The 13,735-nt window shown below is 56.7% G+C and carries 12 protein-coding genes; 2 read left to right on the top strand and 10 right to left on the bottom strand.

Going from position 1 to position 13,735, the window contains the following annotated elements; genetic code table 11:
* The first annotated feature begins 89 nt into the window (after nt 1–89).
* Nucleotides 90–557: a thioredoxin-dependent thiol peroxidase gene (gene bcp, locus GC087_RS07450; RefSeq protein WP_006120436.1), complete on the top strand. Its 468-nt coding sequence runs from the start codon at nt 90–92 to the stop codon at nt 555–557.
* Nucleotides 558–594: 37 nt separating this feature from the next.
* On the opposite strand, the gene GC087_RS07445 is transcribed toward bcp, so the two are convergent.
* The 3 genes from GC087_RS07445 to GC087_RS07435 form a co-directional block, all read right to left on the bottom strand.
* A complete protein-coding gene (locus GC087_RS07445; protein ID WP_006120437.1) occupies nt 595–1,665 on the bottom strand; it encodes an AI-2E family transporter in 1,071 nt (356 codons plus the stop codon).
* Nucleotides 1,666–1,862: 197 nt separating this feature from the next.
* Complete coding sequence (locus tag GC087_RS07440) at nt 1,863–3,818, bottom strand: glycoside hydrolase family 127 protein (RefSeq protein ID WP_324030602.1); 1,956 nt, start codon at nt 3,816–3,818, stop codon at nt 1,863–1,865.
* Between the two features lie 10 nt (nt 3,819–3,828).
* Nucleotides 3,829–5,229 carry an MFS transporter gene (locus GC087_RS07435; RefSeq protein ID WP_324030188.1) on the bottom strand — a complete coding sequence of 467 codons (1,401 nt, stop codon included), beginning with the start codon at nt 5,227–5,229 and terminating at the stop codon, nt 3,829–3,831.
* 248 nt (nt 5,230–5,477) lie between these two features.
* Between GC087_RS07435 and GC087_RS07430 the strand changes: the two genes are divergently transcribed.
* A complete protein-coding gene (locus GC087_RS07430) occupies nt 5,478–6,299 on the top strand; it encodes a helix-turn-helix domain-containing protein (RefSeq protein WP_039339919.1) in 822 nt (273 codons plus the stop codon).
* A gap of 67 nt (nt 6,300–6,366) precedes the next feature.
* Here GC087_RS07430 and GC087_RS07425 read toward each other — a convergent pair whose 3' ends face one another.
* The 7 genes from GC087_RS07425 to GC087_RS07395 form a co-directional block, all read right to left on the bottom strand.
* Entirely contained in the window at nt 6,367–7,932 is a 1,566-nt protein-coding gene (locus GC087_RS07425; RefSeq protein ID WP_033740847.1) for a sensor domain-containing diguanylate cyclase, read from the bottom strand.
* A 154-nt stretch (nt 7,933–8,086) separates the two neighbouring features.
* Nucleotides 8,087–8,917 carry a phosphodiesterase gene (locus GC087_RS07420; protein WP_039339921.1) on the bottom strand — a complete coding sequence of 277 codons (831 nt, stop codon included), beginning with the start codon at nt 8,915–8,917 and terminating at the stop codon, nt 8,087–8,089.
* Nucleotides 8,918–8,928: 11 nt separating this feature from the next.
* Entirely contained in the window at nt 8,929–9,915 is a 987-nt protein-coding gene (locus GC087_RS07415; protein ID WP_033740849.1) for an ABC transporter ATP-binding protein, read from the bottom strand.
* Nucleotides 9,912–10,727 carry an ABC transporter permease gene (locus GC087_RS07410; protein ID WP_054633348.1) on the bottom strand — a complete coding sequence of 272 codons (816 nt, stop codon included), beginning with the start codon at nt 10,725–10,727 and terminating at the stop codon, nt 9,912–9,914. The genes GC087_RS07415 and GC087_RS07410 overlap by 4 nt, the downstream gene beginning before the upstream one ends.
* Nucleotides 10,724–11,605, bottom strand: coding sequence for an ABC transporter permease (locus tag GC087_RS07405; protein WP_039339926.1), 882 nt, complete (start codon nt 11,603–11,605; stop codon nt 10,724–10,726). Before GC087_RS07405 ends, GC087_RS07410 begins: the two co-directional genes overlap by 4 nt.
* Nucleotides 11,605–12,627 (bottom strand): ABC transporter substrate-binding protein, encoded by a 1,023-nt coding sequence (locus GC087_RS07400; RefSeq protein ID WP_039339928.1) that lies wholly within the window; start codon nt 12,625–12,627, stop codon nt 11,605–11,607. Before GC087_RS07400 ends, GC087_RS07405 begins: the two co-directional genes overlap by 1 nt.
* Nucleotides 12,611–13,636, bottom strand: a complete 1,026-nt coding sequence (locus GC087_RS07395) for a substrate-binding domain-containing protein (RefSeq protein WP_110268128.1) — start codon at nt 13,634–13,636, stop codon at nt 12,611–12,613. Before GC087_RS07395 ends, GC087_RS07400 begins: the two co-directional genes overlap by 17 nt.
* Nucleotides 13,637–13,735 lie beyond the last annotated feature (99 nt).

Raw genomic sequence — 13,735 nt, 5'->3', positions numbered from 1 at the left:
ACCGTCTGAAATTGATAATTTTCCATTTGGCTGTTTCTCGCCTCATGGTGTATTAACCACAGCATGAACCGAAAAAATGGAGAGATGTGATGAATCCACTGAAAGCCGGTGATACCGCACCGAAATTTAGCTTGCCCGATCAGGATGGCGAACAAGTGAATTTAGCCGACTTCCAGGGTCAGCGCGTTCTGGTCTACTTTTACCCTAAAGCCATGACGCCAGGCTGTACTGTTCAGGCATGTGGTCTGCGTGACAACATGGATGAGCTAAAAAAGGCGGGCGTTGAAGTCCTGGGAATCAGTACGGATAAACCGGAAAAGCTGTCACGTTTTGCAGAAAAAGAGCTGCTTAACTTCACGCTGCTGTCGGACGAAGATCACCAGGTATGCCAGCAGTTTGGCGTCTGGGGTGAAAAAACCTTTATGGGTAAAACCTACGACGGCATCCACCGCATCAGTTTCCTGGTCGATGCCAACGGCAAGATTGAAAAAGTGTTCGACGATTTCAAAACGTCCAATCACCACGACATCGTGATGGACTATCTTAAGTCTGCATGAGCCTCTCAGGGCGCGGTGAAAACCGCGCCCTGATTGTTTACCGACTCAGCGTTTCGTCAAGCGTGGCATCCGGCCAGGCGTGCACCACCGCCTTCACCAGCGTGGCGAGCGGAATCGCAAAAAATACGCCCCAGAAGCCCCATAACCCACCAAAGATCACTACGGATAATATAATCACCAGCGGATGCAAATTAACCGCTTCGGAGAACAACACCGGAACTAACACATTGCCGTCCAGCGCCTGGATGACCAGGTAGACGGTCAGCAATGTCCAGAATTCGGTGCCCAGCCCCCACTGAAACAGGGCGACGCCAATGACCGGTATCGTTACCAGCATGGCGCCAATATAGGGAATCAGGACCGATATGCCCACCAGCACCGCCAGCAAAAGAGAATAGTTGAGACCGAGATACAGAAACGCCAGCCAGCTGGCGATGCCGACGACGATCATCTCCAGCACCTTGCCACGAATATAGTTGGTGATTTGCTGATTCATTTCCTGCCATACCTCGGCGGCCAGACCACGGTTTCGCGGCAGAACACGTCGTACGGCGTTCAGCATCTGGTCTTTGTCTTTCAGCAGAAAGAACACCATCAGGGGCACCAGCACCAGATAAATCATCAGCGTCATCAACCCGACCAGCGAGGCCAGTGAGTACTTCACCAGTGAGTCGCCCACGCCGCTCAGACGACCACGCAGGTTTTCGACAATCACATCAATAATGCCGGCATCGACCAGCGCCGGGAAACGTCGGGGCAAACCGGCCGCGTAGAGATAGAGCTTGTTGAGCATGTTAGGCAGATCCCGCGTCAGGTTAATGCCCTGCTGCCACGCCACAGGCGCGACGATCAGCACTAACACCAGCAGGATGCCGGCAAACAGCACCAACACAATGCTGGTGGCCCAGCTGCGCGTGCAGCCAATACGTTGCAGGCGCACGGTTGGCCACTCAAGCAGATAAGCAAGAACCACGGCCACCAGCAACGGTGCCAGCAGGCCACTCAGGAAGAACAGAATGCAAAATCCCGCCAGCAGAATCACCAGCAGGCCAATCGCCTGTGGGTCGCTAAAACGGCGTTTGTACCATTGAATCAATAAAGCCAGCATGCCGTTGGGTCCATGACGTCATAAGGGGCCACGATTGTACCGGATATTTGGGGGCTGAAAAGGCGCGAAAACCGCGCTGACGAAAAATCCTCGCCGCTGGCGGCAGACCGTTGAACACCGCAGACGCTACGAATCAGATCGCGCCTGCGGCAATTCAGACCGGGCACCGGGCCCGGCTGCTGGCAGAGATGACGCCGTTAGGCCTCATTCACCCAGATACGCATCTCCCCTTCTCCGCGATTGGCCCAACAGAACCAGGGAATAAAGGTTAAGGTCTGGGGTTGCGCCAGCGCAGGTGCCTGATCGTAATGCCACAGCAGCTGTTGCTCAGGTTCACGCACCGCTTTTCTGATCCCTTCCGCCTGAATCAGCACCTTGTGCGCAAAGACCCCCTTCCCTGCAAAGGTACGGAATGTCGCCGACGCAGGCAGCCACAGATTATGTAACTGCTCGCCGTTATCCGCCTGTTCCAGGCAATAGATCAAGGGCCCGCGCTGAACGGCCACCTTGCCCGCCACATGGCGCACCAGCGGATTGCCGTAAACCCGGCGCACCGGCATGGGCAGGGTTAACGTTACCGTATCGCCTTCCTGCCAGTGACGGGTCAGATACAGGTAACCTTTGCGCGCCGCCTCGTTCACTTCCGTCCCGTTACAGGTTATCTGCGGCGACGCACACCAGTCGGGCAGGCGCAAGGCCAGCGTATGGTTCACAGGCTGGGTGGAATCGATGGTGATCGTGACGGTTTCTTGCCAGGGAAGATTACCGCTGATCCGCAGGCCCAACGTTTGATTGCCAACCGGGATCTCGACCCGGTTACCAATATAGAGATTGATAAACAGCGCATCCTCGCGCGGCGTATAAATATAATGGCCGAGAGAGGTCAGCAAACGGGCGATATTGGGTGGGCAGCAGGCGCAGCCGAACCAGCGCTGACGAACCGGTTTCACATGATCGTAAATATGATTAAAAGGCAGGCTTTTCGGATGAACTTCCAGCGGATTGACGTAAAAGAAATGTTTTCCGTCCAGCGCCATACCACCCAGCACTGTGTTATACAGGGCGCGCTCCATGACATCGGCGTACTGGCTGTCCGCCTCCATTTCCAGCATGCGACGGGCAAACATCATCAGCCCAATCGAGGCACAGCTTTCGGCATAAACCGTATCGTTCGGTAAGTCGTAATCGCTACTGAACGCTTCACCGCTGCTCTGCGAACCGATGCCACCGGTAATATAGAGCTGTCGCTGCGCCATGTTGTGCCACAGACGCAGACAGTCCTGTCGTTTCGATTCATCCTGGCTCAGCCGTGCGAGGTGCGCGATACCGGTCATCAGATAGACAAAGCGCACGGCGTGCCCCACCGCCTGCTGCTGTTCCGCAAGAGGTTGGTGCGCCTGGCTGTAAGCCTTGTCCTTGATCATCCACGCGGGCCCATAGGTGTGCCAGTACGACGTCTGACCACGCTTCTGGTACTCATCATCATAGAAGTGCGGCTGCGTTCCCCGCTGCGTGATAAAATAGTCGGCCAGCGCCATGTAGCGCGGCTCCTGGGTCACGTCATACAGCCGCATCAGCGCCAGTTCGATCTCCGGGTGACCAGGATAACCGTGCAGCTGCTGCTCGCCGGGGCCAAACACGCTGTCGATGTGATCGGCGAGTTTGCACACCACCGCCAGCAGTCGTCGTTTGCCGGTGGCCTGAAAAAACGCTACGCCCGCCTCAATCATATGTCCGGCGCAGTAGAGCTCATGACACTCGGCCAGATTTGTCCAGCGATCCTGCGGGGCTTTTACCGTAAAGTAGGTGTTGAGATAGCCATCCTCACATTGCGCCGCCGCGACCAGCTCTATGACCTCATCGGCGGTCTTCTCCAGCTCAGCATCCGGCTTCTGGCACAGTGACCAGGCCACGGCTTCCAGCCACTTTGCCACGTCGCTGTCCTGGAACACCATCCCATAGAATTCGCCCGTCTGCTGGCCCGCCGCAATGCGGAAATTGGCTATGGCATGGCTCGGTTCGGCGTCGTCAACACGATCGTTAAGCGCGGCCCATTGATAAGGGATCACCACGTCCCGCACCAGATGCTGATACTGACCAAGAAACGGATCGTGAATCTGGAGCTTATGCAGATCGACTTCATTTACAGACATCATGCTCTCCTTAAGACTGGACATGGCGAATACGCAGGTCATGCGAAATCTGCGTCATCATCGGGTTAGTCAGCTTGCAGGCACGGACGGCAAAGGCCAGCAGCAGGTGAAAGAGGGCCGGTAACAGCGTTTCCATGGCGGTAATCGCATGCAGCGAAGCCGGGGTTTGATTGCCTGTGCCCGGTTTATAGGCCACCGCAACAAACAGCAGGCTGATGATGACGGCACTGGATGCCCATGCCAGCTTGATAAAGAACAGGTTAAAGGCGAAATTCATGCCCGATGACCGGACGCCGTTTTTCCACTCGCCATAGTCATCGGCAAAGGCCATCAGGGCGAAGTGCAGCGGCAGGGTAAACCCAAGAATGACACCATTACTCAGAATGACCACCAGCCAGAGACTCTGCCACGCCGGCCCAACCGGCAGAAACCACATGCACAGCGCCACCGCCGCCAGCACGATATTGGTCCAGAAGTAAAGCCGGACGGTATCAATGCGTCTGGAAAGCGGATTCACGATGAACGAGCCCAAAATGGAGGCTAAGGTCACCATGGTAAAAAACAGGGAGGTATAGGCCGTGCTTCCCTGAAGGACATAGGTAATGAAGTACATGTAGCCGCCGCCGCGGATGTTGAAGACGTTAATCAGCAAAAAAGACATCAGCAGCATCAGTAACAACTGATCGTTTTTGCGTAACCCGGCCAGATGTTCCCGCAGGGTGAACTTGCCTAACGTATCCAGCGGTACGCGCTCACGCACCCAAAAGAAACAGCACAGAAACATCACCACCGCCAGTCCGCACAGGATCCCGACCCCTGCGCGATAGCCGAGCACCGCGTTTCCTTTTCCCAGTTCAGCGACCAGCCACGGCAGCCCTACTGAGACCAGAAAGCCAGCCACACCACACAATACAAAGCGCCAGGACTGACAGGACAACACTTCCGAGTGGCGCGTCGTCATGGTGTTAATCAGCGCGCAATAGGGCACATTGATGGCGGTATAGCTGAGTGAGAGCAGCAGATAGGTCGCAAAGGCCCAGACCATTTTCATGTCCATGCTAAGCGCGGGCGCGGTGAAAGTCAGCGTGCCAATAATTCCGACAGGCAGGGCTATCCACAGTTGCCAGGGACGAAAGCGGCCCCATCGGCTGTGCGTGCGGTCCGCTATCACGCCCATCACCGGATCTGATATCGCATCAAAAATGCGCAGCACCATAAACAGCGTACCGACCAGCGCTGGCGTTAAGCCAAACACATCGGTATAGAAAAAGGTTAGAAAATTCGTTATCAGGCAGGTAATGACGGTGCCACCAGCGTCACCCAGTCCGTAGCCGATTTTTTCACGCAGGGACAGTATCTGCTGTGTGTTCGACTGCGCCAGTGTGTTCTGTTCAAGTGTCGTAGACGTCATAAAGTCTTCCTCATGCAGGACAGAGAGGGTTGCCCGCTTTATAACGGGCTTATCGGTGTTTTGGCGCCTTACCCGATGTATTCTGTCAGGAATCGGCTAACCCACAAGAGAACGAAAAAGTATAAAAAAGGGAGGATTCCGACCTGAGCGTTAAACTGTGAGCTTGATCAGACACGGCGGCTATTTTTAGTTAATAATCAGGGAGAAGAGTCTAAAAAACGCTATCAGCAGCGGGAAAAGGCATCATGATGTTCGACTTATCCATCGCGTTTCCGGTTCGGGTGCAAAACGGCGGTCTGTTTATTTCGCGCGGGACAGGGTCACATCCGGCGCGCAGACTGACCTCCTGGGAAATTATTTTCGTTGAGCGTGGGCAACTCACTATCCGTGAGGACGACGTGCTGTTTCGCGTGACGGCGGGAGAAAGTTTACTGCTCAGGCCCGGGCACTGGCATGTGGGAGAAGGCGTATTTCCGCCTGATCTGAAATTTTACTGGCTGCATTTCGACTGGTTGAAACATCCTGTACCGCAGACAACGTTACACCAGAGCCTGCTGCACCTTCCTCAACATACGCGCGTAGGCGATCCGGCTTATGTCATTGCCCTGTTCCGGCAGTTTCTCAGTGAACAGCAGAATATTCACCGTAGCGTGGCGCTGGAGTGTATTTTACTGCTTATCCTGCAGCAGCTTACCGTCCCGGCCATGCAAGAAAACACCGTTGACAGCCCCGGTGCCGATCTGGCCTGGAAGGCGAATCAGCTGATTCGCACGCAGTATCATTTGCCCCTGTCCACCTCGGGTCTGGCGAAAACGCTGCACTGTAATGCAGATTACCTTGGGCGGGTTTACCGGCGCGTTTTCCGCTTAACGCTGACGGAAGCCATTCACCGCCAGCGTATCGTCATGGCAGAAAAATTGCTGACCGGGGATTCCCTCTCGTTAACCGATGTGGCGCGTCAGTGTGGCTTTAATGATGTCGGATACTTTCGCCAGATTTTTCGCAAGCTAACGGGCTTAACGCCCGCCAGCTGGAAGCGACGCTACTGCCGGGAACATATCAATTCCTGAGCGCAGCCCTGCTGCATCGGGCATCGTTTCTGCCTTCAGACGATGAAAAGGGTGCGCCGCTTTCGCGCTATTTCGCGACGACAGTGCAGTTACGTCCTGCGTTTTTGGCCTGATAGAGCGCATCGTCGGCACGCTTCAGACTGGTTTCCAGCGGCACGCGGCGTGCACTCCATTCGGCCACGCCAATTGAGAGCGTGATATTGCCGACATTTTCCACCGCCTCGCCTGCGATGCTCAGACGTATGCGCTCAGCGATGGCCTCGGCGTCGGCCAGACTGGTATCCGGTAACAGCATCAGGAACTCTTCCCCGCCGTTACGGCTGACAATATCCTGCTTTCTGGCGCTTTGCTGGAGCGTTCTGGCCACCTGCTGGATCACCCGGTCGCCGACGTCATGGCCCCAGTTATCGTTAACGTTTTTGAAATGATCGATATCCAGTGCCAGCACGGCAAAAGGCTGTTGCAGCGTCTGGAAATAATCGAGCACGGCATTCAGGCCACGTCGGTTGAGGAGCTGAGTCAGCGGATCGGTTTGTGCCTCAGAACTCAGACGGCCAATCTTATCCTGCACCAGCCCGATACCGGTCAGCAGGGCACGTTTCACCTGCGCCGCCTCAAAATACCAGGCATGAATGCCGCCGATATCGTTGGTGGCGCTCTGACCATCAATCTTGCTGGCTTTGCGGGCCAGTTGCCAGAGCGGCATAGCGATCATCCGGGCCAGAATCACCGCCACCAGCAAGGTCAGAAGCGCGAAGGGAACCGAGTGTTTAAGGACTTTAAGTATCAGACCCGACAGCGGTTGCAGCGTCGCGTCTACCGGTTTTAGCGCCACGACCATCCAGCCCGTGGTCGGAACGATGGCATAGCCCGCCAGCCGGGTGGGTTTGTCGGTTTCTGTTAACACCAGTGAACCGTTATCTTTTTCCTGCCGTTCACGGTCGCTCAACAGCGGCGGTATGGTTTTGCCAACCAGTTGCCGGTTCTGGTGATAGAGCACCTGATTATTGCTGTCGAGCACAAAGACGCTGGTGCCGTCCCGGTAAAACTGTTCACCCAGCAGGGCATTCAGAATGCTTTTCTTTTTCAGGTAAATGGTGCCGCCGACATAACCGAGATAGTGTCCCTGACTGTTCCAGATGGGCCATGAGACAAAGATAAGCAGGTTATTGGCGGCGGAAACCGTGGGCTTGCTGATCATGGGCTGCCGGGTTTGCAGCGCTTCACGTGACGCATCACTGGTCAGATGCATGCCGGTCAGGGTCAGCGACTCCGGCGAGATGGCCCGCACCGTACCGTTTTCATCCACGACGGCCACCGAGTTAAAACTGTCCGTCTGCTCGCGCAGGCGATTCACTTCCGTTTTTAACAGTTCTTCGTTATCGAAATCCTTTCCCAGTACATTGGCACTAAAGTGCAACTGTGACTGCGCCAGACGAAAAAAAACCTCACTGGTCGAGGCCAGCTTAGCCGCGTAGGCGCGGTTGGCTTCCAGCGTACTGTCGATCAGCACCATGCGCTGCACGCGCCATGTGGCATATAAATTATTGGCCAGGGTGATAACGATGCTGATGATGACCAGCAGCGCAATAAGCGTGCGTAAGTCAGCTCTTGGACGGAAATTCATTAACATGGCGTTGACGCCACAGTGCGAAAATTCATTGTGCTGTGCCTGGCTCTGTTGTTTTTATCATATCGCGGTTCTACAGCCTGTAAGTCTACACGCTGTAGGACATTTTGAGCAGGCTTAAGCACAGTACAGTTCAAAAAATCGCCCTGACGCGCATTTAATCGATTAAACCGTTTTCGTCATAGAAGGGCCAGGGGCCGTCGTAGTCGCCGATTGCGCACTGGTGGGTGGTCATGCCCTGCTCCCGCTGCCAGCGATGCAGCAAAAACCCCGCCGGTTCCAGCACAAAATTGGCCGGGCCATCCGGTTGCAGATCCAGCGCAACCTGGTGAGAAACGCCGGGCGCAATACAGGCCAGCGTGCCGGCAAACCGCGTCTGAACAGCCCGATGTACATGCCCACACAGCACCCGTTCAACCTGGGGATGGCGTGCAATAATCGCCGCCAGTGCTTCGGGCTGACGTAATCGCTGACGGTCCATGTGATCAATACCGCAGACAAACGGCGGATGGTGCAGCATCACCAATGTGGGCATGTCTGGTGACGCAGTGAGTGCGTCATCCAGCCAGCGAAGCTGCCGATCATCAAGTTCACCCCATGGCTGGTGCGGCACGCTGGAATCCAGCGCCAGTAGCTGGACGTCCCTGACGATAAGCCGCCAGTTGAGCGTCGGGCCCTGTTGCAGATAAGTGTGATCGGGAAACGCGGCCCGCAGGGCCTGGCGGTCGTCATGATTACCTGCCATCAGGTAAAAGGGCCGCTCCAGCCTCTCCAGCGCCTGGCGCAGCGTCTGGTACTCTGCGGCGGTGCCGAAATCCACCAGGTCACCGGTAATCACGACCACGTCAGGACGCGGTTGCAGTGCATTCAGCGTGGCGATGGCCCGCAGTAACGCCGTGTGCGTATCGACTTTCTTATAAGACAAACGCCCCTGCGCTTTAATATGTAAGTCACTGATCTGTGCGATCAGCGTAGGATTAGCGGACACTCTTTCACTCCTTAAGCGGTAAATTCCAGCGCGGCCTGCCCGGCCAGTGACCAGCTGATACGCTGCCCGGCATGCCAGTTTTCGCGCGCGTGACGCTCGACCTGGATGGGCTTATCCAGGCCAATATCGATCTGCAGGCGTTGAGAGGCACCGAGAAAGGTGCTGGCGACGATACAGCCGTGTCGGGCATAGCGCCCCGCTTCTGCCAGCAGGACATCCTCTGGACGACAGAATCTCACCGGCTGCCCCTGCTCATCGGTTTCAATGCAGTTAATCGCGCCCACGAAGTCCGCCACAAAGCGCGAAGCCGGACGCTGATAAATGGCCTGCGGCGTCGCAATCTGGACCAGGCGGCCCTGCTCCATGACCGCAATACGGTCGCCCAGTGCCATGGCTTCCTGCTGATCGTGCGTCACATAGACGGCGGTAATCGCCAGCTTTTTCAGCAGATCGCCGATGTCTGCGCGCAGGCGTTCGCGCAGTTTGGCGTCCAGCGCCGCCAGCGGCTCATCAAAGAGCAACACTTTAGGCCGGGCCGCCAGGGCTCTTGCCAGCGCAACGCGCTGCTTCTGACCACCAGAGAGTTTATCGATATGGCGCTGGGCCAGTGCAGTCAGATCGACCAGTTCCAGCATCTCCTGGACTCGTGCCTCGCGTTCGGCACGCGGGATGCCCTGCACTTTCAGGCCGTAGGCCACGTTTTGCGCCACGTTGAGATTGGGAAACAGCGCATAGTTTTGGAACACCATCCCGACGTTACGTTTTTCAATCGGCAAATCGGTCACGTTGCGATCGTCAAACCAGACTTCACCCGGCGCATCGGTACGCTCCAGGCCACTGATAATGCGCAACGTCGTGGTTTTGCCACAGCCCGATGGCCCCAGCAGCACCAGGGTTTCGCCAGCGTGCACGCTGAGATCCAGAGGATGCAGCGCCTGGTGATGCGCAAAACGGCGCGCGCAGCCGCGCAACGTAACGTTAACAGCATCGTTATTCATGCCTTTTCCTCGCTGAGTGGCTGACGTGACTGACGTTCAAGCCAGTGATTACAGGCGTTAAGCATCAGCAGCAGGGGTAAAATCATTAAAATGAAGATCAAGGTGTACGCCGAGCCGACTTCCAGCCGCATGGAGGCATAGCTGTCGGCCAGGCCCACAGGCAGCGTTTTGGTCAGCGGTGTATGTAACATCCAGGTAATATTGAATTCGCCGACCGACAGCGTCGTCACCATAAAAGCCCCGGCAAGAATGCCGTTACGGCAGTTGGGAACCACCACGGTGAAAAAACGCTGCCAGAAGCCTGCCCCCAGGCTGGCGGCTGCCTCTTCCAGTCGGGGCAACTGGATAGCCTGCATCACGGCCAGAACCGGGCGGATCATAAACGGCAGCGTAAACAGCACATGGCCAATCAGGATAAAAACCCAACTGTCGCGCAGGCCGGAAAACTGGCCGTACAGCAGGATAATCCCCAGCGCCGTCGCCAGGCCCGGTAGCGCCACGGGCAGCATCAGGCACTCTTCAATACGTGACGACCAGCGCGACGGCGACTTGAGTAATCCCCAGGCGGCGGGCACGCCGACAACCATCGTGACAAGCAAACAGCTCACCGCGATCATCAGCGACAGCCAAAACGTGTCGCTGTACATGTCCCACACCTGTTCAACCCACTTCAACGTCAGCCCGCTACGCAGGCCGACAAAATAGTTTTGCGTGACGCCCGCCAGCATGGATAACACCACCGGCACAATCATGAACAGGGCGGTCAGCGTCGTGATCGCGATTTGCAGCCAGAACAGTCCACGCCGTTTCATGAGGTCTTCTCCTCCCGGGATTGGGTCAGTACACGTGCCAGCATCAATCCCAGCCAGGCCACCGCGCCCATGACCACCGACAGCGCCGCCGCCGTGGCGAAGTTGGCATAGTTAGTAAACTCGCCGTAAATCGTGAGTGGCAGTACGCTCAGGTCGGTGCCTAGCGTAAAGGCGGTGCCGAATGCGCCCATACTGGTGGCAAAACACAGTGCACCGCTGGAGAGCAGTGCCGGTTTCAGACCCGGCACAATCACGTCACAAATAATGCGCCACTGGCTGGCGCCCAATGAGCGAGCGGCCTCCTCCAGCGAACGATCCAGTTTTTCACTGGCGGCGACCAGCGTGACAATGGCACGGGGCAGTGAAAAGTAGAGATAGCCAACAAACAGCCCAGTAAGCGAGTAGGCCAGCGTCCAGCGTTCATGAACCAGTTGCATACTGATCTGCGCCAGCACGCCCTGCCGTCCCGCCAGCATCACCACTAAAAACCCGACCACCACACCCGGGAACGCAAGGGGGAACGTGAGCAACGCCAGTAAGGTGCCGCGCCCGGCGAAGCGCTGGCGAGCCAGAAAACAGCCCACCACGCTGGCAATCGCGAGCGTGACCAGTGTGACCGCCAGCGACAACAGGACGGTGTTAAAAAGGCTTTGCAGATACTGGGGCTGGGTAATCACTGTCCAGTAACCACTGTGCCGGGTGCTGCGATCCGGCGTCATGCCCATCTGTAATAAACGGGCAAAAGGCAACAGCCAGAAGGCGGCAAAAAACAGTAAGGCCGGCAGCAGCATCCATGGCCAGTTGGCCCCCTGCTCACGTCGGCGAGACCGGTGGCGCGAGGCCACCGGTAAACCGCTGCGGGCATTCGACAAGGCCATTACCGAATCTCACTCAAATAACGGGCAGAGAAGGCTTTCTGTGCATCAGCCATCTGCTGGTAGTCAACAGTATGGGCGCGCGCGTAATCGCTGTCGGGCAGGAAGCGCTTTTTAGCCTCTGCGGACATCGCAGAAGGCCGCACCGGGCGCAGATAGGCGTTAGCCCAAATCGCCTGCCCTTTATCCGACAGCACGTAGTCCATCACTTTCTTGCCATTGGCAGCATGCGGGGCGTTTTTTACCAGACTGATGACGTAAGGCACCGTCACCGTGCCTTCCTGAGGAATGACAAAGACGACGTTGGCATGATCTTTATACTTCGCGCGATAGGCATTGAAGTCGTAATCCAGCAAAATCGGGATTTCGCCAGAGATAAGGCGGGCATAGGCGGTTTGTTTAGGCACAATCGGCTTGTTGGCCTGCAGCTTTTTGAACCACGTCAGCGCGGGGGTAAAATCCTGCATCGTGCCCCCTTTCGCCTGGTTCACCGCCACGGCAGCGACATAACCGACAAACGCACTGGCGGGATCCAGATAACCCACCATGCCTTTGTATTCTGGCTTCAGCAGGTCGTCCCAGGACGTCGGCACCGGCGCGCCGCCCAGGGCATCGACGTTAACCATAAACCCCATGGTGCCAGAGTGCAGCGCGACCCACTTACCCTGTGGGTCTTTCATCCCTGCCGGAACCTGATCCCAGTTGGCGGGTTTGTAGTCGGTCACCACGCCCGCCTGTGCCGCCTGAATCCCAAAACTGACACCGTAATACACCACATCGGCGACGGGGTTATTTTTTTCGGCGACGAGCTGCGCCAGAGCCTGGCCGGAGTTTTTATTATCCTGCGGCACGACAATACCGGTGTCTTTTTTGATCGCCTGGAGCTGTGTCGCCCAGTCCGCCCATTCCGGTGGGCAGTTGTAGCAAATCGCATTCTCCTCGGCCTGCGCCAGCGGGCTGGATAATGCACAGGCGGTAAGCAACGCCGCGCTGGCAAACAGCGCAATTTTATTGTGTGTAGACATGATGTTTTCCTGATGTTGAAGAATGAAAAATTGCTGCGATGCTCTCGCCTGAACGCAGGTGGTGGTCCAGTAAGCGCGAAGCCTCAGCAGACGAATCGAGAAGCATATCGATGGCACAGGCACCCAACCGCTCGCTGGGCTGCACCACGCTGGCCAGTGAAGGCGAAAGCTGTTCACCGATGGCAATACCATCGAAGCCCATAACAGACAGCTGTTGCGGTACGTTAATGCCTGCACGCGCGGCCGCCCCCATCAGGCTGATGGCCAGGAGGTCGTTACTGCAAATTACGGCGGTCAGCGGATCGCTGCCCGTCATCAACGGTAAAAAGGGATCGAACAGGGCGTGAATGTGGCTGGGCATATCAACCAGCGCGCTGGGCGTAAAGCCTGCCTGCTGCATCGCATCGCAATAGCCGAGGTAGCGCTGACGTGCACGGTCAGACTGCAACATCGGCCCTGCCGCCATGACAATATGCCGATGGCCCAGCGCGATCAGGTGCGCAGTGGCTTCTGCCATTGCCCGGCGGTTATCCACACAGACGCTGCGCCAGGCGGTGTTCTGCGGCATGTTATGCGCCAGAACGAAAGGCATGCGGGCTTCAGCCAGGGTGGGTAATACGGCGCTGCTGTCAGCATCTGACACGGTCAGGACCATCCCTGCTACGCGCTGACGCAGCATGTGTTCAACGATCGACGCCTCACGTTCTGGCTGATAATCCGTTGTCGCGACCAGCAGGCCATAACCCGCCAGCCGGGCCTGGTGCTCCATTGCCTGAAGCTGTAACGCAAACACCGGGTTACTGAGTGATGGCAGCAGTACGCCCAGAGTGGTCGAACTCTGCGTACGGAGCTGGCGCGCAATATGGTTGGGGCGAAAACCCAGTGCTTCCGAGGCATCCAGCACCTTTTTCAGCGTGCCAGGTTTAAGCAGATGGGGATCGGAAAAGGCACGTGCGGCGGTGGCGCGCGAAACCCCAGCCCGTTCTGCCACACGAATTAAGTCACTCATTTCACCCTCGTCAGTCGCCAATGAGATCGATCTCATTGGCGCTTACACTAAAGGCGTTTTATGACATGCACATCGCGGAAAGATGACGTTAAGGTGACA

It is taken from the genome of Pantoea sp. JZ2, from assembly GCF_035191405.1.
Classification (GTDB): Bacteria; Pseudomonadota; Gammaproteobacteria; order Enterobacterales; family Enterobacteriaceae; genus Pantoea; species Pantoea stewartii.
This window is presented reverse-complemented; position numbering and strand designations above follow the sequence as displayed.